Consider the following 22,139-nt stretch of genomic DNA (forward strand, 5'->3'; position numbering starts at 1 on the left):
GAAGCTGTGGGATCACATGCCGTCGTACCGGGTGGTAGCAGCCAAGACTGGGTGGTTCCTGACTTCCGTACGAGGGGAACCCCATCCATGACCGGCTCACGTGTCGTCGCGCTCGGGCATTACCAGCCCGCCAAGGTGCTCACCAACGCCGACCTGGCGGTCATGGTCGACACCAGCGACGCGTGGATCCGCAGCCGTGTCGGGATCGAGACCCGGCATGTGGCGGGCCCCGACGAGCCGGTCGACGAGCTGGCCGCGCACGCCGGCGCCAAGGCGCTGGCCGCCGCCGGTCTGACGCCCGCCGACATCGACCTCGTCCTGGTCGCCACCTCCACCGCGATCGACCGCTCCCCGAACACCGCGGCCCGCGTCGCCGCCCGTCTCGGCATGGGCTCGCCCGCCGTCATGGACCTCAACGTCGTCTGCGCCGGCTTCACGCACGCGCTCGCCACGGCCGACCACACCGTGCGGGCCGGAGCGGCGACGCGCGCTCTGGTCATCGGCGCCGACAAGATGGCGGACATCGTCGACTGGACCGACCGCAGCACCTGCGTGCTGGTCGGCGACGGCGCGGGTGCGGCCGTCGTCGAGGCGACAGGGCCGAGCGAGGAGCCCGGGATCGGTCCCGTGCTGTGGGGCTCGGTGCCCGAGATGGGCCATGCCGTACGGATCGAGGGCACCCCGCCGCGTTTCGCGCAGGAGGGCCAGTCCGTCTACCGCTGGGCCACCACCCAGCTGCCGCCCATCGCCCGCAAGGTCTGTGAGCGGGCGGGCGTCACCCCCGAGGAGCTGGCCGCGGTCGTTCTGCACCAGGCGAATCTGCGGATCATCGAGCCCGTCGCCCAGAAGATCGGCGCGGTGAACGCCGTCATCGCCCGTGATGTGGTCCAGTCCGGCAACACCTCGGCCGCCTCGATCCCCATGGCGCTCTCCAAGCTGGTCGAGCGCGGCGAGATCCAGTCGGGCGATCCGGTCCTGCTCTTCGGCTTCGGCGGCAATCTCTCGTACGCGGGTCAGGTCATCCGCTGCCCCTGAACCGGGGCAGACTGAGCGGCATGGTGGCGAAGCGAAGCGCGGGCCTGCTGCTGTTCCGCGGGCGAGGGACGGGCGCCGATGTGCTCATCGGCCATATGGGCGGGCCGTTCTGGCAGGGCCGGGACGCGGCGGCCTGGTCCGTACCGAAGGGTGAGTACACCCCGCAGGAGGAGCCGATGGCCGCGGCGCGGCGGGAGTTCGAGGAGGAGCTCGGCCTGGCGCCGCCCGAGGGCACCTGGCTGCCGCTCGGCGACGCCCGCCAGAGGGGCGGCAAGATCGTCACCGTCTGGGCGCTGGAGGGCGACCTCGACACCGCGCTCTTCGCGCCGGGCACCTTCACCATGGAGTGGCCGCGAGGATCGGGCCGTGTGCAGGAGTTCCCCGAGATCGACCGGGCCGAGTGGTTCGGTGTCGAAGAGGCGCGGGAGAAGCTGGTGACAGGGCAGCGCGTCTTCCTCGAACGGCTGGCGGAGCTCCTCGCAGCCGACGTGAAATGACGTGAACCGACCAGAGGTGACGAGGATCTCTGCATGGCGCGGATTGCGCTCGGTAGACTGTAGACGATAGCCAATTGTCGCTCGCCGTTGTTGGCCAGGAGGGGACCGTGATGTTGTCCGCAGGACTGCCGCAGGGAACCGTGCCCAAGCTGGAACGCCCGGGTCCGCTGCGGGAGCGCGTGTACGAGGCGCTCCTGGAACTGATCACGACCCGCGCCCTGCGCCCCGGCCAGCACCTGGTCGAGAGCGAACTCGCGGGCCATCTCGGGGTCTCCCGCCAGCCCGTGCGCGAGGCGCTGCAGCGGCTGAACACCGAGGGCTGGGTCGATCTGCGCCCGGCGCAGGGCGCGTTCGTCCATGAGCCGACCGAGTCGGAGGCGGACCACCTGCTCTCGGTCCGCACGCTCCTGGAGGCGGAGGCGGCCCGGCTGGCCGCGGCGAACTCCGGCTCGGCGGGCATCGCGGCCCTTGAGGAGCTGTGCACGCAGGGCGAACAGGCCGTGGCGGACGACGACGTCGACCTGGCGGTGGCCACGAACGCGCGCTTCCACGCGAAGGTGATGGAGCTCGCCGGGAATCCCGTCCTGGCGGAGCTGGCCGGCCAGGTGGACCGGCGGGTCCGCTGGTACTACACGCCGGTGGCGCGGCAGCGCGGCAGGCAGTCGTGGATCGAGCACCGGGAGCTGATCGCGGCGATCTCGGGGCGTGATGAAGTGCGGGCGACGGAGGTCATGAAGGCGCACACGGAGCACACACGCCGGACCTACCACCAGCGCGAGCGCTCCTAGGAATTGTCCGGCCACGCACAGCTTGGCGGCGGCGTTCCCTCTCGCTGAACACCCTCTGCAGGAGCAAACTGACGCTCAAGAGCGCGCGGTGCTCGAAGCCGATGGATGCCGCGTGCCGCAACCGGAAGTGAGCAGCGGCGCCCATGGATGTAACGGTCAATGGAACTGCGCGTCAGGTCGGGAGTGAACCGGACGCAACCGCGGTCCACCTCGTGCGGGAGACGCTGGGGCTGACGGGGACGAAACTGGTCTGCGGGGCCGGAGTCTGCGGGGCGTGCACGGTCCACGTCGACGGTGTCCCCAAGGTCGCCTGCCTGACCCCGGCGGCAGCCCTGGAGGGCACGTCCGTCACCACGGTGGAGGGTCTGCGGGGCGAGCACCCGGTGCAACGGGCTTTCGCCGCCCATGACGCGCTGCAGTGCGGCTACTGCACGCCCGGCTTCGTCATGGAAGCCGCAGCTTTCGTGGACCGGTGGCGTGCCGAGCACGGCGACAGTGCCCCCTCGCGGGCCGAGATCGCCGCTGCCCTGGCCGGACACCTGTGCCGCTGCGGGGCGTACGAGGGCATCTACGCGGCTGTCGCCGCGGCGTGCACGGGCGCACACGACAAGGATGACGCTCCGCCGCCCCGCGTGGAGGCGATGCAGAAGATCACCGGCCAGGCCCGGTACACGACGGACATCCACCCGGACGGCCTCCTCGACGGGGTCATCATCCGCTCCCGGCACGCGCACGCCCGCGTCAGGTCGGTGAGCGGGGTCGACCAGCTGGTCGACCTGCTGCCCGCGGACCGTACGGTCCGATACGTCGGCCAGCCGATCGCGGCCGTCGCGGGCGAGACCCTCGCCGCGGCCGAGGCCGCTGCCGAGCGGGTCCAGGTGGACTACGAGGTTCTGCCGGCCACCGTCGATCTGGGCCGGGCCGAGCTCCCGGACAGCCCGGTGGTCTATCCCACCAAGGAGGAGCGCAAGCAGGCCCCCACTTCGTCCGAGGGGCTTGCGCTGCCCGCCAAGTGGAACGGAAACGTACGAGGCCCGGTGCAGATGAACTGGCGCGGCACTCTCGCCCAGAAGCGGATCGAGCAGGCCCGCGATCAGGGGGAGGACCGGCGTCTGGTGGAGGCCACGTACACCGCCGAACCCCAGGCGCACACGTCGCTGGAGCCCCACGCGTGCCTGGCTTCGTGGGACGGCGACGGCGACCTTCATCTGTGGGTCTCCACCCAGGCCATCGGCCTGGTCGCCGAACGGGCCGCCGAGCGATTCGGTCTGCGGCCCGGGCAGGTGCATGCCTCCGCGGTGCACGTCGGTGGCGGATTCGGTTCGAAACTCACCCTGACCAGCGAGATCGTTGCCGCGGCGGAGCTGGCCCGGATGCACGCCGCCCCGGTGCGGGTCGTCCTGAGCCGCGCCGAGGAACTCACCGACGGCGGCTACCGGCCGGGCACCCGGGCCGACATCGCCCTGCTCACTGACGAGGACGGGAAACTGGCCGCGCTGACCCTCGATGTGCATGGAGACGGCGGCACCTCGACCGGGTCCGGCGTGGCCGCCCTGGCACGGTTCATGTACGGGCACGCCCCGCGGCGGCTGCGGGACTACGACATCGTCACCCACCGTGCCCCTGCCACCCCGTTCCGCGGGCCCGGCGGACCGCCCCTGGCCTGGGTCCTCGAGCAGACCGTCGACGAAACGGCCCACCGCAGAGGGGAGGACCCCATCGCGCTGCGCCGCCGCTGGGACGGCAACTCCAAACGGCGCGCCCTGTACGACGTGGCGGCGGCTCTGCCGATGTGGACCGGGCGGCCCGCCACCGGTTCGCAGACCGGCCGCTTCCGGCGCGGTGTGGGCGTCGCCGCCGCCAACTGGATGTACTTCCTCGACCCGGGCACGCAGGTCGAGCTCACCGTCGAAGAGGGCACCGTGGTCGCCCGCACGGCCACCCAGGACATGGGCCAGGGCTCCCGGTCCGTCATCGCCGACGTGATCGCCGCCGAACTGGGCCTGCCCGCCGATCGGGTCCGCGTCGACATCGGCCGCACCGGTACCGTCCATGGACCCGCCTCCGGGGGCAGCCGTACCGCCACCTCGATCGCGCCCGCCGCCCGCGACGCCGCCGTCCGCCTGCGCGCCGCGCTGGGCTCCGCGCTTGCCGCCAGGGCTCCCGCGCGGGGTGCCGGCGGCGTGGTGGAACAGCTTCTCGCCGACGCCGAGGGCCTTCGGGTGGTCGGCAAGCGTCCACGGGACCGCCGTGGCTACGTCACTCCCGTACGGCTCGGTGGCGTACTCATCGGCAGGGGTTTCACCGGCGCCGTTCATGTCACCGAGGTCGAGGTCGACACCCGCCTCGGCCGGACGCGGGTCACGCGCGTCTGGGGCGGGATCGCAGCCGGTCGCATCATCTCGCCGGCCGGTGCCCTGAGTCAGTGCCAGGGAGGCGTCATCCAGGGCATCGGCTACGCCCTGTACGAGGAGCGCGTCACCGACCCGCTGACCGGTGTCGTGCTGAGCGACAACCTCGAGGACTACCGCATCCCCGGGATCGGCGACATTCCGGAGATCGACATCCACTTCCACGAGGAGGGTTTCGATCACGTCGACGGTGGTGGCGTCGGTCTGGGAGAGGTCTCGACGATGCCGGTGGCGGCGTCCGTCGGCAACGCCGTCCACGCCGCCACCGGCTGGCGCCCCCATCACCTGCCGATCCGCCCGGACCGCCTCCTGGAAGGACTGCGCCCGTGAACCAGCCCCTCACCCTCGACGAGGCCTCGGCAGTCGTGCTCGACAACGACGCGGAACTGCGCGCCGGCGGCACCGACACCACCGCCCGCCGGCGCGGCGGAGTCACTCGCAGGGCCTCCGTCCAGATTCCCCTGCTCCCCGCCCTGCACGGCATCGCCCGCCAAGCCGACGGGACCACGCGGATAGGAGCGCTGACCGGTGTGGCCGAGCTCTGTGCCGACCCCGGTCTCCAGGCCGGCTATCCCGCCCTGACCCGGACGGCGGGCGCCCTGGCCACGCCGCAGATCCGTACCGCCGGCACGCTGGGCGGCAACCTGCTCCAGCACAACCGCTGCTGGTACTACCGCAATCCCCACTTCAGTTGCTATCGCGACGGGGGCGACGGCTGTCCCGCGCGCACCGGGGTGCACCCCAACGCCGCGGTGATCGACCAAGGCCCCTGCATCGCACCGCACCCCTCATCCATCGCGATCGCCCTGCTCGTCCACGACGCCCAGGTCGACATTCACGAACGCGGGACCTTGAGCGTCGCCGACCTGTACGGCGACGGATCGGACCCCACCCGCGACCATCTGCTCGCTCCGCAGGAGATCCTCACCGCCGTCACCCTGCCGGCTCCGGTTCCCGGCGAACGGGCCGCCTACAACCGGGCCATCAGCCGCGCCGAGGCGGAATGGCCGCTCGTCGAAGCGGTGGCCCGCGTGACCGTCTCCGACGACGTCGTCACCGCGGTCGCCGTCGCGGCCGGCGGCATCGCCCACACCCCTCTGCGGCTGCCGGAAGTCGAGGACGCCCTGGTCGGGCGCAGACCGACCCCCGAGATCCTCCTCAGCGCCGCGACCGCGGCCACCGAACGCTGCTCGCCCCTGCCGCAGACCCGCTACAAGGTGGAGCTGCTCCGGGACACCGTGCTCGACGTTCTCGAAAAAGCGATCGGGAATGCACCGGTCCGCTGACGACAGTCCCCGTCGTCGTCGCTCGGAAGGCCTCACTCCGCCCAGTGTCCCCGGGCGATCGGACCTTTGTCCCGGGTGTGGAGAAAGTTGTACCCGAACCCCGCGCAAGTTCTTCCCAGTTCGTGAAAGCGCTGCTACGTTCCCCTCGAAAGCCCGACGGAGACGGCCGATCAGGCGGGGAGGGGCACGTGAGACGTATGACCGCTCGACCCGCCAACGCGCACCAGGCGCGACTGCTCAGGCTGTTGCGCGACGGCGGGCCCAACTCCCGTGCCCAGCTCGGCGACCAGGTTGATCTGTCCCGCTCCAAGCTTGCGGTGGAGGTGGACCGGCTGCTCGAGACCGGGCTCGTGGTCGCGGACGGACTGGCCGCATCCCGCGGCGGACGCCGTTCCCACAACATCCGGCTCGCGCCCGCGCTGCGCTTCCTCGGCGTCGACATCGGCGCCACCTCGATCGATGTGGCCGTCACCAACGCGGAGCTCGAGGTGCTCGGCCACGTCAACCAGCCCATGGACGTACGCGAGGGCCCGGTCGCCGTCTTCGAGCAGGTGCTGTCGATGGCGGCCAAGCTCAGGGCCTCCGGACTCGCCGAAGGTTTCGACGGCGCGGGCATCGGAGTCCCAGGACCGGTCCGCTTCCCCGAGGGCGTGCCGGTCGCACCCCCGATCATGCCCGGCTGGGACGGCTTCCCGGTCCGCGAGGCGCTGAGCCAGGACCTCGGCTGCCCCGTCATGGTCGACAACGACGTGAATCTGATGGCGATGGGGGAGCAGCACGCGGGCGTCGCCCGCTCCGTGGGCGACTTCCTCTGCGTCAAGATCGGTACGGGCATCGGCTGCGGCATCGTCGTCGGCGGAGAGGTCTACCGCGGTACGACGGGCAGCGCCGGCGACATCGGCCACATCCAGGTCGAACCGGACGGCCGCGCCTGCGCCTGCGGCAACAGGGGCTGCCTGGAAGCCCACTTCAGCGGTGCCGCGCTCGCCCGCGACGCCGAGGACGCGGCGCGCTCCGGCCGTTCGGAGGAGCTCGCCGCCCGGCTCGAGACGGCCGGGAAGCTCACGGCCGTCGACGTCGCCGCCGCGGCGGCCGCGGGCGACGCCACCTCACTCGACCTCATCCGCGAGGGCGGCAACCGCGTCGGCCAGGTCATCGCCGGGCTCGTCAGCTTCTTCAACCCGGGTCTTGTGGTGATCGGCGGCGGCGTGACCGGCCTCGGCCACACGCTGCTGGCCAGCGTACGCACCCAGGTCTACCGGCAGTCACTGCCGCTGGCCACCGGCAATCTGCCCATCGTGCTGGGCGAGTTGGGACCGACCGCCGGAGTGATCGGCGCGGCCCGGCTCATCAGCGACCACCTGTTCTCGCCGGCCTGACCGGGCCGGTCGATCACGAACCACCAGCGCAACCAGCACCAAGAGCGCAACCAGCACCATGAGCGTCACCAGCACCCCACGCCCTGCCCGCTCACCGGCCGCACCCGCCGAGGGGATTCGTCATGGCACCAGAACCACCCCTTCTCACCATGTCCGGCATCACCAAGTCGTTCCCGGGCGTCCGCGCTCTCGACGGCGTGGACCTCGAGGTCCAGGCCGGCGAGGTCCACTGCCTCCTCGGCCAGAACGGCGCCGGAAAGTCCACCCTCATCAAGGTGCTCGCCGGCGCCCATCAGCCCGACGACGGACAGATCACCTGGCGCGGCGAGACCGTCTCTCTGAAGTCACCCATCGCCGCCATGCGGCTCGGCATCGCGACCATCTACCAGGAGCTCGACCTCGTCGAAGGACTCTCCGTCGCCGAGAACGTCTTCCTCGGGCACGAGCCGACAGCCGCCGGATTCGTCGTACGCGGCCGGGAGGCCAGGTCGGCAACAGCCAAGCTGCTCAAGCGACTTGGCCACCCCGAGATCGACCCGGGCCGCCATGTCGGCGACCTGTCCGCCGCCCAGCAGCAGATCGTCTCCATGGCCCGCGCCCTCTCCCACGAAGTACGCCTCATCGTGATGGACGAGCCGTCGGCCGCCCTCGACCCCGACGAGGTCGACAACCTCTTCCGAATCGTCGGCGACCTGACCGCCGACGGGGTCGCCGTCGTCTACATCTCGCACCGCCTCGAGGAGATCCGGCGCATCGGCGACCGCGTGACCGTCCTCAAGGACGGCCGGGCCGTGGCCGTCGGACTCCCCGCCAAGTCCACGCCGACCCGCGAAGTCGTCGCGCTGATGACCGGACGGAACGTCGAGTACGTCTTCCCCGAGCGCCCGGCCAATGACAGTGCGGGGGCCCGGGAACCGGTCCTGCGAGTCGAAGGGCTGGCCAGGGAAGGGGAGTTCGCCCCCGTCGATCTGGAACTGCGGCCCGGCGAGATCGTCGGGCTCGCCGGACTCGTCGGCTCCGGGCGCTCCGAGATCCTGGAGACGATCTACGGCGCCCGCAAGCCCAGCGCGGGCCGCGTCCTCGTCGACGGCAGCCCGCTGCGCCCCGGCAGCGTCCGCGCCGCCGTCCGCGCCGGAATCGGACTCGCCCCGGAGGAGCGCAAGGCGCAGGCGCTGCTGATGCTGGAGTCCGTCACGCGCAATGTCTCCGTCTCCACCCTGTCCCGCTTCTCCCGCGGCGGCTGGCTCGACCGCAAGGAGGAGCGCAGGGCCGCACAGCAGGCGACCAGGGAACTCTCCCTGCGCCCCGACAACCCCGACGCCCGCGTCCGTACGCTCTCCGGCGGCAACCAGCAGAAGGCCGTACTCGCGCGCTGGCTGCTGCGCGGCTGCCGGGTGCTGCTGCTCGACGAGCCCACCCGGGGCGTCGACGTCGGCGCGCGCGCCGAGCTCTATGCCGTGATCCGCCGGCTGGCCGACGAAGGTCTCGCCGTACTTCTCGTATCCAGCGAAGTGCCGGAAGTGCTGGGCCTCGCCGACCGGGTGCTGGTGCTCCGCGAAGGCAGCGTCGTGCACGCGGCGGACGCCCGGCAGCTCGACGAGCACCGCGTACTCGACCTTGTGATGGAAGGGAGCCCGAAGGCATGACGCAGCCAGCCTCTCCGGCGAAGCACGACGCGCCGATACCCGCCGCCAAGCCGGCACCGGACAAAGGCAGTTGGCAACGCCCGCTCGGGCTGCGCCCCGATGTCCGCAATCTTTCGCTGCTGGGCGTCCTCGCCGTCCTGATCGCGGTCGGCGGCATCACCAAGCCCGACGAATTCCTCGCCACGAGCAACCTCCAGCTCGTCCTCACCCAGGCCTCGATCATCGGCGTCGTCACCGTCGGCATGACCTTTGTGATCACCAGCGGCGGCATCGATCTGTCGGTCGGCGCGATCGTGGCACTCGCCTCGGTGTGGGCGACAACGTTGGCAACACAGGAGTACGGCTTCGCGGGCATCCTCTTCACCGCCGTGATCGTCGGACTCGGCTGCGGTCTGGTGAACGGACTGCTCATCGCGTACGGCGGGATGGTGCCGTTCATCGCGACGCTCGCGATGCTCGCATCGGCCCGCGGACTCGCCCTCCAGATCACGGACGGCAAGACCCAGATGGTCACCGTGAACTCCGTGCTCGACCTCGGCATCAAGGACGCGTACATCCTCGGCATCCCGCCGCTGGTGCTGGTCTTCGCGGCGGTCACCGTCGTCGGCTGGCTGCTGCTGAACCGTACGACCTTCGGACGCCGCACCGTCGCGGTCGGCGGCAACGCGGAAGCCGCCCGCCTCGCCGGCATCGACGTACGCCGCCAGCGGCTCTACCTCTATCTGCTGTCCGGCCTGTGCTGCGGAATCGCCGCATTCATGCTGATCGTCCTCGCCGGATCCGGTCAGAACACCAACGGCAATCTCTACGAACTCGACGCCATCGCCGCGGCGATCATCGGCGGCACGCTGCTCAGCGGCGGCCGGGGCACCATCGTCGGCTCGGTCCTCGGCGTCCTCGTCTTCACCACGATCACCAACATCTTCGCCCTCAACAACCTCGAGAGCGCCGTCCAGCAGATCGCCAAGGGCGCGATCATCGTCGCCGCCGTCCTCGTGCAGCACCGCACCCTGCGAGGCGGCGAAGCCTGACCCCGCCCCACCCCTCCACTTCACCATCTGTCGTACCGCCCAGCCGAAGGGTTGATCCGTCATGCCAGAAATCCCAGCCACCAGCCGCAGAGGCCTGCTGTTCGGGACCGCCGCCGTGTCCGCGGGCGCGCTGCTGACCGCCTGCACCAGCAACGAACCCAAGAAGACCGAAACGGCCGGCAACAATGTCCCGGCCGCCGACGACAAGCCGGGCAAGGCCGTCACCATCGGATTCGCCGGACCGCAGGCCGACCACGGCTGGCTCAACGCCATCAACGAGAACGCCAAGTCGCGGGCGAAGAAGTACTCCGAGGTGACCCTGGAGATCACCGAGGGCTCCAACGACACCGCCGCCCAGATCGGCCAGGTCCAGACGCTGATCAACAAGAAGGTCGACGTCCTGGTGATCCTGCCGGCCGACGGCAAGGCCCTTACCCAGGTCGGTCTGCAGGCGATGAAGGCGGGCATCCCCGTCATCAACCTGGACCGGATCTTCGCGTCCCCCCAGGCCTACCGCTGCTGGATCGGCGGCGACAACTACGGCATGGGACTCAACGCCGGCAACTACATCGGCGAGCAGCTGAAGGACAAGCCGAACGCCAAGGTCATCGAACTCGCCGGACTCGACAATCTGGAGCTCACCAAGCAGCGCACCCAGGGCTTCGACGACGCGCTGAAGAACTACCCCAACATCAAGAAGGTCGCCCGCCAGGCGGCCGACTTCACCGTCGAGTCCGGCCAGGCGAAGATGGCGCAACTCCTCCAGGCGCAGAGCCAGTTCGACGCCCTGTGGAACCACGACGACGACCAGGGCGTCGGCGCGCTGCGCGCCATCGCACAGGCGGGCCGCAAGGACTTCCTGATGGTCGGCGGCGCCGGAGCCAAGTCCGCGATGGACGCCATCAAGGCCGACAACAGCGTCCTGAAGGCCACCGTCCTCTACCCGCCCACGATGGCCGCCTCCGCCATCGACCTCGCCCGCGCACTCGGGCAGGCCAAGGGGGTTGCCGGGATGTCCGAGTTGGAGATCCCGGCCTCGATCACCCTGTACTCGGCCGTCGTCACCAAGGACAACGTCGCCCAGTACCTGCCCACCGGCTTCAGCTGACCGGCGTGCCCGCCCCCACCGAGCAACCGATGAGAGGAACCCGCATGGAACAGAGGGACAGTGAGGCCGCTCCGCCGACGCTGGGCGTGGGCATGGTCGGTTACGCGTTCATGGGCGCCGCCCACTCACAGGGGTGGCGCACCGCGGGACGCGTCTTCGATCTGCCCATGCGGCCGGTCCTCGCCGCGATCGGCGGCCGTGACGCGGCCGCCGTGCGCGCAGCGGCCGTCAAACACGGCTGGGCGGCGGCGGAGACCGACTGGCGCGACCTCGTGACCCGCGACGATGTGCAGCTCGTCGACATCTGCACACCGGGGGACAGCCATGCGGAGATCGCCGTCGCGGCGCTGGAGGCGGGCAAGCACGTGCTGTGCGAGAAGCCGCTCGCCAACTCCGTCGCCGAGGCCGAGACGATGGTCGCGGCGGCGGAACTGGCAAGAGAACGCGGCCAGTTGGCGATGGTCGGCTTCAACTACCGGCGGGTGCCCGCGATCGCGTACGCCCGCCGGCTGATCGCCGACGGCAGGCTCGGGACGCTGCGCCACGTGCGCTTCACCTATCTGCAGGACTGGCTGGTCGACCCCGACTTCCCGCTCACCTGGCGGCTCGAGCGCGAGCACGCGGGCTCGGGGGCCCTCGGCGACCTGGGCGCGCACATCGTGGACCTCGCGCAGTATCTGGCGGGGGAGCCGCTGGTCGGGGTCTCGGCGCTGTCGGAGACCTTCGTACGGGAGAGGCCCTTGCTCGCGGGGGCCTCGGCCGGTCTCTCCGCGTCCGGCGGCGTCGAGCGGGGAGCGGTCACCGTCGACGACGCGGCCCTGTTCACCGGGCGGCTGGCGTCGGGGGCGCTCGCCTCCTTCGAGGCCACCCGGATGGCCTCGGGGCGCAAGAACGCTCTGCGGCTCGAAATCAACGGCGAGCTGGGGTCGTTGGCCTTCGACCTGGAGCGGCTGAACGAGCTCTCCTTCCACGACCACACCGAGCCCGCCGCCTCCTCCGGCTTCCGGCGGATCCTGGTCACCGAGCCGGAGCATCCGTATCTGGAGGCGTGGTGGCCGCCCGGCCACGCACTCGGCTACGAACACACCTTCGCCCACCAGGCGCGCGATCTGGTCGAGGCGATCGCCACGGGCACCGACCCGGCGCCGTCGTTCGCCGACGGGCTTCAGGTGCAGCGGGTGCTCGCGGCGGTGGAGGAGAGCGCGGAGAAGAACGCGGTCTTCACCCCCGTACCGACAGCACCGCAGGCATCCGCACAGGCATCCGCACAGACATCCGTACAGGCACAGGTCTAGGAGGTCCGAATGCCCCGTCCGTTCACGCTCTTCACCGGCCAGTGGGCCGATCTGCCGCTCGAGGAGGTCTGCCGGCTCGCGCGCGACTTCGGTTACGACGGGCTCGAACTGGCCTGCTGGGGCGACCACTTCGAGGTCGACAAGGCGCTCGCCGACCCCTCGTACCTCGACGGCCGGCACGCGCTGCTCGAGAAGTACGGCCTCACGTGCTGGGCGATCTCCAACCATCTGGTCGGTCAGGCGGTCTGCGACAGCATCATCGACGAACGCCACCAGGCCATCCTGCCCGCCCGGATCTGGGGCGACGGGGACGGAGAGGGCGTACGGCAGCGGGCCGCGGCCGAGATCAAGGACACCGCGCGTGCGGCGGCCGCCTTCGGAGTCCGTACGGTCATCGGCTTCACCGGCTCGTCGATCTGGCATCTGCTGGCGATGTTCCCGCCGGTGCCCGAGCGGATGATCGAGCGCGGTTACGAGGACTTCGCGGAGCGCTGGAACCCGATCCTCGACGTCTTCGACGCGGAGGGCGTGCGCTTCGCCCACGAGGTGCACCCCAGCGAGATCGCGTACGACTACTGGACCACGAAGCTGGCGCTGGAGGCGGTCGGCAACCGGCCGGCCTTCGGGCTCAACTTCGACCCGAGTCACTTCGTCTGGCAGGACCTGGACCCGGTCGGTTTCCTCTACGACTTCCGGGACCGGATCTACCACGTGGACTGCAAGGAGGCGCGCAAGCGGCTCGACGGCCGCAACGGCCGGCTCGGCTCCCATCTCCCCTGGGGCGACCCGCGGCGCGGCTGGGACTTCGTCTCGGCCGGGCACGGTGACGTGCCGTGGGAGGACGTCTTCCGGATGCTGCGCTCGATCGGTTACGACGGGCCGATCTCGGTGGAGTGGGAGGACGCGGGCATGGACCGCATGGTGGGCGCCCCGGAAGCGCTTGCCGATCTGAAGCGATTCGATTTCGACCCGCCCACGGCCTCCTTCGACGCGGCCTTCGGGGGCGGCGACTAGACCTGACCGGGTCGATCGGTCCAGGTCCGCGCCCGGTGGTGGATTCGCCGCCGGGCCGGTCCGGCCTGCCCGGTGACGCCTTTGTCCTGCGGTAGGAAAAAGTTGAACTTCCCTGCTGCACAAGGGCTTTCCGTCCCGGACGAACCCGGATACGGTCCATGAGGTGTACAGGACATAGGTGGTCCCCGGCGTGACGGCGCACTCCGGATCCCACGGAAATCAGCCCGGTGCGCGGTGCAGGACGAGCACCGCCCCGAGAGCGCAGCGGACGCGCTCCACCCGCAGCCTGCCCGGCGATTGAGGGCAGAGCACCGCCCGCCCGTTCGACCGGCCACTCCCGGAGGACATTCGTGCACAGGAAAAGGCTCAGAACCCGCAAGGCACTCGCACTCCTCACCGGCAGTCTTCTCGCCGCGACCTCGCTCGTATTCACCGCGCCGCAGATCGCGGCCGCCGCCGACCCCGAGCCGGCCGCCGAGGAATTCCAGCAGGTCACCCTCGCCAAGGGCGGTGAGGAGACCGGCGAACCGATGTCGCTGGCGGTCCTGCCCGACCGCAGTGTGCTGCACACCTCACGCAACGGCGAGCTGCGGATGACCGACAGCGCCGGCAACACCCGTGTCGTCGGCACCATCCCCGTCTACTCGCACGACGAGGAGGGTCTCCAAGGCATCGGTCTGGACCCGAAGTTCAGCGAGAACCGCGCGATCTATCTGTACTACGCACCCCCGCTGAGTACCCCCGCGGGCGACGCCCCCAACACGGGCACCCCCGAGGACTTCGCTAAGTTCGACGGCGTCAACCGCCTCTCGCGCTTCGTCCTCAAGGCCGACGGCACTCTCGACAACGCCAGCGAGAAGAAGGTCATCGACGTCCCGGCGACGCGCGGCATCTGCTGTCACGTCGGCGGCGACATCGACTTCGACGCCCAGGGCAATCTGTATCTGTCGACCGGCGACGACTCCAACCCCTTCGCCTCCGACGGTTACACCCCGATCGACGAGACGCCGGGCCGCAACCCCGCGTACGACGCCCGCCGCACCTCGGGCAACACCAACGACCTGCGCGGCAAGCTTCTGCGGATCAAGGTCGCCGACGACGGCTCGTACACCGTCCCCGACGGCAACCTCTTCGCGCCCGGGACCGACAGGACCCGGCCCGAGATCTACGCCATGGGCTTCCGCAATCCCTTCCGGTTCAGCGTCGACAAGAAGACCGGCATCGTCTACCTCGGCGACTACGGGCCCGACGCGGGCGCGGCCGACCCCAAGCGCGGCCCGGCCGGCCAGGTCGAGTTCGCCAGGATCACGCAGCCCGGGAACTTCGGCTGGCCCTTCTGCACCGGCAAGAACAACGCCTACGTCGACTACGACTTCGTGACCAAGACGTCCGGAGCCGCCTTCGACTGCGCGGCGCCCAAGAACGAGTCGCCGTACAACACCGGCCTCGTCGACCTGCCGCCGGCGCAGCCCGCCTGGATCCCGTACGACGGCGGCTCACTGCCCGAGTTCGGCACCGGCTCCGAGTCCCCGATGGGCGGGCCCGTCTACCGCTACGACGCGGCCTCCACGTCCCCGGTGAAGTTCCCGGAGGCGTACGACGGAGACTTCTTCGCCGGTGAGTTCGGCCGCCGCTGGATCAAGCGGATCGAGCAGGGCGAGGACGGCGCGGTCCAGTCCATCAACCCCGTGCCATGGACCGGCACCCAGATCATGGACATGGCCTTCGGCCCGGACGGCGCGCTGTACGTACTCGACTACGGCACCGCCTGGTTCGGGGGCGACGAGAACTCCGGCCTCTACCGGATCGAGAACGCCACCGGCGGACTCTCCCCGGTCGCCGAGGCAGCCGCCAACAAGACCTCCGGCAAGGCCCCGCTGCGGGTCGCCTTCTCCTCGGCCGGCACCACCGACGGCGACGGTGACACCCTCACGTACGCCTGGGACTTCGGCGACGGCGGCACATCCACCGCGGCCAACCCCACGTACACGTACAAGAAGAACGGCACCTACACGGCGACCGTCACCGCCAAGGACCCGACCGGCCGCACCGGCTCGGCCGGCGTCCATGTCGTCGTCGGCAACACCGCGCCCAAGGTGACCCTGGAACTCCCGGCCGAGGGAGCGCTGTTCAGCTTCGGCGACGAGATCCCCTTCAAGGTGACGGTCACCGACCCGGAGGACGGGCCGGTCGACTGCGCCAAGGTGAAGGTGACCTACATCCTCGGCCATGACAGCCACGGCCACCCCGTCACCTCGGCCAACGGCTGCACCGGCACCATCAAGACCTCCGCCGACGGCGGCCACGACCCCAACGCCAATATCTTCGGAGTCTTCGACGCCGAGTACACCGACGGCGGGGGCGGCGGCCAGGCCGCGCTCACCGGCCACGACCAGGCGCAGCTCCAGCCGCGCCACCGGCAGGCCGAGCACTACAACAACTCCTCGGGCATCAAGATCTACGACAAGGCGAGCGCGCACGGCGGCAAGACCGTCGGAGACATCCACAACGGCGACTGGATCTCCTTCAAGCCCTACAACCTGACCGGGTCCACCAAGCTCACCGCCCGGATCTCCTCCGGCGGCGCCGGCGGCTTCCTCGAGGTGCGCACCGGCTCGGCGAACGGCCCGATCCTCGGCTCGGCGCCCGTGCCCGTCACCGGCAGCTGGGACACCTTCCAGGACATCGACGTACCCCTGCGGGCCGTACCGAAGAAGACCACCGAACTCTTCCTGGTCTTCAAGGGCGGTGACGGAGCACTCTACGACGTCGACGACTTCGAGCTCTCCAACAGCGCACCGGACCGGACCGCCAAGCGTGTCCTGGTCTTCTCCAAGACCGCCGGCTTCCGGCACGACTCCATCCCGGCCGGCGTCGCCGCACTGAAGGAACTCGGCGCGTCCAGCAACATCACGGTCGACGCCACCGAGGAGGCCGCGCAGTTCACCACCAGCAACCTCGCCCGGTACGACGCGGTCGTCTTCCTGTCCACCACCGGTGACGTACTGGGCGCCGAGCAGCAGAAGGCGTTCGAGAACTTCATCACCACCGGTGGCGGGTACGTGGGCGTGCACGCCGCGGCCGACACCGAGTACGACTGGCCCTTCTACGGCGGGCTCGTCGGCGCGTACTTCGCCGGGCACCCGCAGATCCAGCCCGCCACCGTGCGGGTCGAGGACCACACGCACCCGTCGACCGCGCATCTGGACGACGCCTGGGAGCGCACCGACGAGTGGTACAACTACCGCACCAACCCGCGCGGCAAGGCCCGGGTGCTGGCGACCCTGGACGAAACCACCTATCAGGGCGGCACCATGAAGGGCGACCACCCGATCGCCTGGTGCCAGACCTACCAGGGCGGCCGCTCCTTCTACACCGGCGGCGGCCACACCAAGGAGACGTACGCCGACCCGGCCTTCCGCACGCACCTGCTGGGCGGACTGCGCTACGCCGCCGGCCAGGTCGAGGCCGACTGCAAGCCGCAGACCGGCTACCGGCCGATCTTCAACGGCAAGACAGTGGACGGCTGGAAGCAGGCCGGGCCCGGAAAGTTCAACGTCGTCGACGGGGAACTGCGTACCGAGGGCGGCATGGGCATGCTCTGGTACCAGGCCAAGGAGCTGACCTCGTACTCGCTGAAGCTCGACTGGAAGATGGCGGGCGACGACAACTCCGGTGTCTTCGTGGGCTTCCCGGCCTCCGACGACCCCTGGTCGGCCGTGAACAACGGCTATGAGGTGCAGATCGACGCCAGCGATGCGGCCGATCGCACCACCGGCGCCGTCTACGGCTTCAAGTCGGCCGACATCAAGGCCCGCGACCGCGTGCTGCGGCCGCCCGGCCAGTGGAACAGCTATGAGATCCGGGTCCAGGGCGAACGTCTGCAGATCTTCCTCAACGGCGTGAAGATCAACGACTTCACCAACACCGACCCGGTGCGCAGCCTGAAGGACGGCTACATCGGCCTCCAGAACCACGGCGCCGACGACCAGGTGTCCTTCCGGAACATCCAGCTCAGGGAGCTGCCCTCCTAGGCGCGCCCGTCAGACGGCGGCGGGCGGGGAGGCGCCGTACCCCCCGCCCGCCGTCCTCCACCACACCGAAATGGCAGGGAGGCAGCCCGTGTCCGCCGAGTCCGCTTCGTCCGCTGAGCCCGCTCAGACCGCTCAAGGAAGTACCGGAGTCTGGTTCGTCGGAGCCCGCGGCTCCGTCGCCACCACCGCGGTGGCCGGATGCGCGGCGGTCACCGCCGGGCTGCATTCGCCGGCCGGCATGGTCACCGAAACGCCTCCCTTCGCCGATGCCTGCCTGCCCGCCCTGTCGTCGTTGGTCTTCGGCGGACACGACATCGCGCACTGCCCGCTGCCCAAGCGGGCCGAAGAACTGGCGGCGGCGGGCGTGCTGCCGCACGGGCTGGCGGCGGCGGTTCGCGGTGAACTGACCGCGGCCGACAGCGAGATACGTCCCGGTGGGCCGCAGTCCGGCGACACGCGGAGCGACGAAGAGCTCATCGCCGCCTTCACCGCCGACCTGGCCGACTTCCGGACCCGGCGGGGGCTGGCCCGGGTGGTCGTCGTCAATGTCTCCTCCACCGAACCGCAGCCGACGCCCGACGCCGTACGGCTGCCGCCGAGTTCGCTGTACGCGGCCGCGGCGGTCCGGGCCGGCTGCCCGTACGTCAACTTCACCCCCTCCACCGGGCTGCGCACCGCTGCCCTCACCGACGCCGTCGCGGCCAGTGGACTTCCCCACGCGGGCCGCGACGGCAAGACAGGCCAGACGCTGCTCCGTTCCGTGCTCGCCCCGATGTTCGTGCAGCGCGCCCTGTCCGTACGGGCGTGGTCGGGCACCAACCTGCTGGGCGGCGGGGACGGAGCGTCGCTGGCCGACCCGGCGGCCGCGGCCGCCAAGAACGCGGGCAAGGAGCGCGTCCTCGCCGACACGCTGGGCCATACGCCGGAGGGCGAGGTCCACATCGACGACGTACCGGCCCTCGGCGACTGGAAGACCGCCTGGGACCACATCGCCTTCGAGGGCTTCCTCGGCTCGCGGATGATCCTCCAGACCATCTGGCAGGGCTGCGACTCGGCACTGGCCGCGCCCCTGGTCCTGGACCTGGCGCGACTGGTGTCCCGCGCCCACGAGGCGGGCCTGTCGGGGCCGCTGCCCGAACTCGGCTTCTACTTCAAGGACCCGGACGGCGGCCCGGCCGGGCTCTCGGAACAGTTCGGGCAACTGCTGTCGTTCGCCGACCGGCTGCGGGAGGCCAAGTGACCCTGCGGGCCTGGGCGGAACTGCTGCGCGTTTCCGCTCTGTTCACCGTCCCGGGCGACGCGCTGGCGGGTGCGGCCACCCTGGGAACCCGCCCCAACCGCGGCACGGCGCTCGCGGTGGGCGCGTCCCTGTGCCTGTACGAGGCGGGGATGGCCCTCAACGACTGGGCCGACCGCGAGGAGGACGCGGTGGACCGCCCGCACCGCCCGATCCCCTCGGGCCGCATCACCCCGACGGCGGCGCTCACGGCGGCGGGCGCGCTGACGGTGGCGGGCCTGGCACTGGCGTCCCGCGCGGGCCGCCCGGCGTTGGCGGTCGCGACAGCGTTGTCAGCGGCGGTCTGGTCGTACGACCTCCACTTCAAACACACCCCCGGCGGCCCGGCGGCGATGGCCACGGCGAGAGGCCTGGACCTGGTACTGGGCGCGGTCGCGACGGGCACGCCGCCCCGGCGCGGGAGCCTGGGGCGCGGGACTTCGGGCGAGCCGAGGCGTGCTGCGGGCGCGCGCGGTCCGGCGTTCACCGCGCTGCCGTCCGCCGCCCTGCTCGCGGCGCACACCTACGCCGTCACCACCGTCTCGCGACGCGAGGCGCAGGGCGGCTCGACCCTCGCGCCGCTCGCCGCGCTCGCGGCGACGATCGCGCTGGGCGCGCTCGCATCGAGACCTCCGCGAGGAGGTGGCCTGCCCCCCACGCGGCGGAGCCGCATATCGGCACAGCCGGGAAGGGGCGGGGGAGGGGAGAGCCTCCAGCGGTCAGCCGGACCGCCCGCACTCCGGGCCGCGCTCACCCCCGGCCGCCTCGCCACCGCCGCGCTCGCCGCCGCCTACGTCCGGACTGCCGCCAAGCCCCTCTTCCACGCCGCCCTCAACCCCTCCCCGCCCCTCACCCAGCGCGCCGTCGGCGGCGGCATCCGGGCCATGATCCCGCTCCAGGCCGCCCTCGCCGCCCGCGCCGGCGCCGGCACCACCGCACTCGCGGTCATGGGGCTGGTACCGCTCGCCCGCAAGCTCGCACGGAAGGTGAGCCCGACATGAGCCCCGCAACGAACCTCCGCCTCGGCTACGGCACCAACGGTCTCACCGACCTCCGCCTCGACGACGCCCTCGCCCTCCTCGCCGACCTCGGCTACGACGGCGTCGGACTGACCCTCGACCATATGCACCTCGACCCCCTCGGCCCCGAACTCGCCGCCCGCACCCGCCAGGTGGGCAAGAAGCTCAGCGAGCTGGGCCTCGGCGTCACCATCGAGACCGGCGCCCGCTACGTCCTCGACCCCCGCCGCAAACACGGTCCCTCCCTCCTCGACGCCGACCCCGACGGCCGTGCCGCCCGCACCGACCTCCTCACCACCGCCGTGCGGGTCGCCGCCGACCTCGGCGCCCACGCCGTGCACTGCTTCAGCGGCATCACCCCCGCGGACACCTCCAACGACACCGCGTGGGAGAGGCTGGAAGAGGCACTCACCCCCGTCCTCGACGCCGCGCAGAACGCCGCAACACCCCTCGCCATCGAGCCCGAGCCCGGCCACCTCCTCGCCACACTCGACGACTTCCACCACCTCCGCCGTCTCCTCGGCGATCCCGAACCCCTCGGGCTCACCCTCGACATCGGCCACTGCCAGTGCCTGGAGGCAGCACCGCCCGCCGACTGCGTCCGCGACGCCGCCCCCTGGCTGCGGCATGTCCAGATCGAGGACATGCGCCGCGGCGTCCATGAGCACCTGCCGTTCGGCGACGGCGAGATCGACTTCCCGCCCGTACTCGAAGCCCTCGCCGCCACCGGCTACCAGGGCCTCACCGTCGTCGAACTGCCCCGCCACTCCCACGCGGGCCCCGAACTCGCCCGCGCCTCCATCGAGTTCCTCCGCTCACAGGTGCCGTCGAAGGGAGCCCCGTCATGCTGAGGATCCGCAAGGAACTCGACGCACAACTCCCCGACACCGCCCGTGCCTGGCTCGTCGAGGCGCTCGCCGAAGCGCGCGAGCGCACGGGCGAGGACGCCGCTGACCCCTGTGCCGTGCCCGCCTGGGAACTCCGCTTCGCCTCCGCCGGCCGCCACTGCGGCCAGGACCACGCCGACTCCGTACGCACCCTGCTCCTCGTCGAGGCCCGCGCCGACACCCCCACGCTCACCCGCCTCTACCAGCAGGGCACCGCCGCCGAGCGCCGCGCCCTCCTCCTCGCCCTCCCACATCTGGTCGAGGGCCCCGCCGCACTGCCCCTCACCGAGGACGCCCTGCGCACCAACGACACCCGGCTCGTCGCCGCGGCCGTCGGCCCGTACGCCGCCGCGCACCTCGGCCCGCACGCCTGGCGGCACGCCGTCCTCAAGTGCCTCTTCACCGGCGTACCCCTCGACGCCGTCGCGGACCTGCCCATCCGCGCCGCGGGCGACAGCGAGCTCGCGCGGATGCTCGCCGACTACGCCGCCGAGCGCACCGCCGCCGGCCGCGACGTCCCCCACGACCTCAATCGCGTGCTGACCCTGACCGGCGAGCTGTCCGAGGAGTCCTGATGCGCATCTTCGACCCCCACATCCACATGACGTCCCGCACCACCGACGACTACCAGGCGATGTACGCCGCCGGAGTCCGCGCCCTCGTCGAACCCTCCTTCTGGCTCGGCCAGCCCCGCACCTCGCCCGCCGGCTTCTTCGACTACTTCGACGCCCTGCTCGGCTGGGAGCCCTTCCGCGCCGCCCAGTACGGCATCGCCCACCACTGCACGCTTGCCCTCAACCCCAAAGAGGCGAACGACCCCCGCTGCACCCCCGTCATCGACGCCCTGCCCCGCTATCTCGTCAAGGACTCCGTCGTCGCCGTCGGCGAGATCGGCTACGACTCCATGACCCCCGCGGAGGACCACGCGCTGGCCGCCCAGCTCCAGCTCGCCGCCGACCACGGCCTGCCCGCTCTCGTTCACACCCCGCACCGCGACAAGCTCGCGGGCCTCCACCGCACCGTCGACGTCATCCGCGAATCCGCTCTCCCCACGGAGCGCGTGCTGCTGGACCACCTCAATGAGACGACCGTGAAGCATGCCACTGACAGCGGCTGCTGGCTCGGCTTCTCCATCTACCCGGACACCAAGATGGACGAGGAACGCATGGTCGCGATCCTCAAGGCGTACGGAACCGAGAAGGTCCTGGTCAACTCCGCCGCGGACTGGGGCAAGAGCGATCCGCTCAAGACCCGCAAGGTCGGTGACGCCATGCTCGCCGCCGGTTTCACCGAGGACGACGTCGACCAGGTCCTGTGGCGCAACCCCGTCGCCTTCTACGGCCTCAGCGGCCGCCTCCAGCTCGACATCCCGGAACCGGAATCCCTGCACGAGGGCAACTCCATCCTCCGCGGCGGGGAATGAGGAGGCCGGC

The 22,139-nt window shown here is 71.0% G+C and carries 17 protein-coding genes; all 17 read left to right on the forward strand.

Going from position 1 to position 22,139, the window contains the following annotated elements; all coding sequences use genetic code 11:
• Nucleotides 1-87 precede the first annotated feature (87 nt).
• The 17 genes from SLUN_RS32920 (at nt 88) to SLUN_RS33000 (ending at nt 22,129) form a co-directional block, all read left to right on the forward strand.
• Complete coding sequence (locus SLUN_RS32920; RefSeq protein WP_108153577.1) at nt 88-1,035, forward strand: beta-ketoacyl-ACP synthase III; 948 nt, start codon at nt 88-90, stop codon at nt 1,033-1,035.
• Between the two features lie 20 nt (nt 1,036-1,055).
• Entirely contained in the window at nt 1,056-1,532 is a 477-nt protein-coding gene (locus SLUN_RS32925) for an NUDIX hydrolase (RefSeq protein WP_108153578.1), read from the forward strand.
• A 110-nt stretch (nt 1,533-1,642) separates the two neighbouring features.
• A complete protein-coding gene (locus SLUN_RS32930) occupies nt 1,643-2,320 on the forward strand; it encodes a GntR family transcriptional regulator (protein WP_108153579.1) in 678 nt (225 codons plus the stop codon).
• A 143-nt stretch (nt 2,321-2,463) separates the two neighbouring features.
• Nucleotides 2,464-5,061, forward strand: coding sequence for a molybdopterin-dependent oxidoreductase (locus tag SLUN_RS32935; protein WP_108153580.1), 2,598 nt, complete (start codon nt 2,464-2,466; stop codon nt 5,059-5,061).
• Nucleotides 5,058-6,017: an FAD binding domain-containing protein gene (locus SLUN_RS32940; RefSeq protein WP_108153581.1), complete on the forward strand. Its 960-nt coding sequence runs from the start codon at nt 5,058-5,060 to the stop codon at nt 6,015-6,017. Before SLUN_RS32935 ends, SLUN_RS32940 begins: the two co-directional genes overlap by 4 nt.
• Nucleotides 6,018-6,214: 197 nt before the next feature.
• A complete protein-coding gene (locus tag SLUN_RS32945; RefSeq protein WP_108153582.1) occupies nt 6,215-7,396 on the forward strand; it encodes an ROK family transcriptional regulator in 1,182 nt (393 codons plus the stop codon).
• A 122-nt stretch (nt 7,397-7,518) separates the two neighbouring features.
• Nucleotides 7,519-9,042: a sugar ABC transporter ATP-binding protein gene (locus SLUN_RS32950; RefSeq protein WP_108153583.1), complete on the forward strand. Its 1,524-nt coding sequence runs from the start codon at nt 7,519-7,521 to the stop codon at nt 9,040-9,042.
• On the forward strand, nt 9,039-10,073 hold the full coding sequence (locus SLUN_RS32955) for an ABC transporter permease (RefSeq protein WP_108153584.1): 1,035 nt from the start codon (nt 9,039-9,041) through the stop codon (nt 10,071-10,073). The genes SLUN_RS32950 and SLUN_RS32955 overlap by 4 nt, the downstream gene beginning before the upstream one ends.
• A 61-nt stretch (nt 10,074-10,134) precedes the next feature.
• A complete protein-coding gene (locus SLUN_RS32960) occupies nt 10,135-11,181 on the forward strand; it encodes a substrate-binding domain-containing protein (protein WP_108153585.1) in 1,047 nt (348 codons plus the stop codon).
• A gap of 44 nt (nt 11,182-11,225) precedes the next feature.
• Entirely contained in the window at nt 11,226-12,476 is a 1,251-nt protein-coding gene (locus tag SLUN_RS32965; protein ID WP_108153586.1) for a Gfo/Idh/MocA family protein, read from the forward strand.
• Nucleotides 12,477-12,485: 9 nt separating this feature from the next.
• Nucleotides 12,486-13,490 carry a sugar phosphate isomerase/epimerase family protein gene (locus tag SLUN_RS32970; protein WP_108153587.1) on the forward strand — a complete coding sequence of 335 codons (1,005 nt, stop codon included), beginning with the start codon at nt 12,486-12,488 and terminating at the stop codon, nt 13,488-13,490.
• A gap of 350 nt (nt 13,491-13,840) precedes the next feature.
• Nucleotides 13,841-17,524, forward strand: coding sequence for a ThuA domain-containing protein (locus SLUN_RS32975; protein ID WP_108153588.1), 3,684 nt, complete (start codon nt 13,841-13,843; stop codon nt 17,522-17,524).
• Between the two features lie 70 nt (nt 17,525-17,594).
• A complete protein-coding gene (locus tag SLUN_RS32980; protein WP_108153589.1) occupies nt 17,595-18,764 on the forward strand; it encodes an inositol-3-phosphate synthase in 1,170 nt (389 codons plus the stop codon).
• The gene (locus SLUN_RS32985) at nt 18,761-19,801 is read left to right on the forward strand and encodes an SCO3242 family prenyltransferase (protein WP_108153590.1); all 1,041 of its coding nucleotides are present in this window, start codon (nt 18,761-18,763) and stop codon (nt 19,799-19,801) included. The genes SLUN_RS32980 and SLUN_RS32985 overlap by 4 nt, the downstream gene beginning before the upstream one ends.
• Nucleotides 19,798-20,670: a sugar phosphate isomerase/epimerase family protein gene (locus tag SLUN_RS32990; protein ID WP_108153591.1), complete on the forward strand. Its 873-nt coding sequence runs from the start codon at nt 19,798-19,800 to the stop codon at nt 20,668-20,670. Before SLUN_RS32985 ends, SLUN_RS32990 begins: the two co-directional genes overlap by 4 nt.
• Nucleotides 20,664-21,281 (forward strand): EboA domain-containing protein, encoded by a 618-nt coding sequence (locus tag SLUN_RS32995; RefSeq protein WP_108153592.1) that lies wholly within the window; start codon nt 20,664-20,666, stop codon nt 21,279-21,281. Before SLUN_RS32990 ends, SLUN_RS32995 begins: the two co-directional genes overlap by 7 nt.
• Nucleotides 21,281-22,129: a TatD family hydrolase gene (locus SLUN_RS33000; protein ID WP_108153593.1), complete on the forward strand. Its 849-nt coding sequence runs from the start codon at nt 21,281-21,283 to the stop codon at nt 22,127-22,129. The genes SLUN_RS32995 and SLUN_RS33000 overlap by 1 nt, the downstream gene beginning before the upstream one ends.
• Nucleotides 22,130-22,139: the final 10 nt, after the last annotated feature.

The sequence above is a fragment of the Streptomyces lunaelactis genome (assembly GCF_003054555.1).
In the GTDB taxonomy this organism is placed as follows: domain Bacteria; phylum Actinomycetota; class Actinomycetes; order Streptomycetales; family Streptomycetaceae; genus Streptomyces; species Streptomyces lunaelactis.

Bases quoted from the DNA above. Each gene is read 5' to 3' on its own strand.
- SLUN_RS32955 (WP_108153584.1), top strand. From the start codon at position 9,039: ATGACGCAGCCAGCCTCTCCGGCGAAGCACGACGCGCCGATACCCGCC.
- SLUN_RS32920 (WP_108153577.1), top strand. From the start codon at position 88: ATGACCGGCTCACGTGTCGTCGCGCTCGGGCATTACCAGCCCGCCAAG.
- SLUN_RS32965 (WP_108153586.1), top strand. From the start codon at position 11,226: ATGGAACAGAGGGACAGTGAGGCCGCTCCGCCGACGCTGGGCGTGGGC.
- SLUN_RS32925 (WP_108153578.1), top strand. From the start codon at position 1,056: ATGGTGGCGAAGCGAAGCGCGGGCCTGCTGCTGTTCCGCGGGCGAGGG.
- SLUN_RS32950 (WP_108153583.1), top strand. From the start codon at position 7,519: ATGGCACCAGAACCACCCCTTCTCACCATGTCCGGCATCACCAAGTCG.
- SLUN_RS32995 (WP_108153592.1), top strand. From the start codon at position 20,664: ATGCTGAGGATCCGCAAGGAACTCGACGCACAACTCCCCGACACCGCC.
- SLUN_RS33000 (WP_108153593.1), top strand. From the start codon at position 21,281: ATGCGCATCTTCGACCCCCACATCCACATGACGTCCCGCACCACCGAC.
- SLUN_RS32990 (WP_108153591.1), top strand. From the start codon at position 19,798: ATGAGCCCCGCAACGAACCTCCGCCTCGGCTACGGCACCAACGGTCTC.
- SLUN_RS32935 (WP_108153580.1), top strand. From the start codon at position 2,464: ATGGATGTAACGGTCAATGGAACTGCGCGTCAGGTCGGGAGTGAACCG.
- SLUN_RS32930 (WP_108153579.1), top strand. From the start codon at position 1,643: ATGTTGTCCGCAGGACTGCCGCAGGGAACCGTGCCCAAGCTGGAACGC.
- SLUN_RS32960 (WP_108153585.1), top strand. From the start codon at position 10,135: ATGCCAGAAATCCCAGCCACCAGCCGCAGAGGCCTGCTGTTCGGGACC.
- SLUN_RS32945 (WP_108153582.1), top strand. From the start codon at position 6,215: ATGACCGCTCGACCCGCCAACGCGCACCAGGCGCGACTGCTCAGGCTG.
- SLUN_RS32970 (WP_108153587.1), top strand. From the start codon at position 12,486: ATGCCCCGTCCGTTCACGCTCTTCACCGGCCAGTGGGCCGATCTGCCG.
- SLUN_RS32980 (WP_108153589.1), top strand. From the start codon at position 17,595: ATGGCAGGGAGGCAGCCCGTGTCCGCCGAGTCCGCTTCGTCCGCTGAG.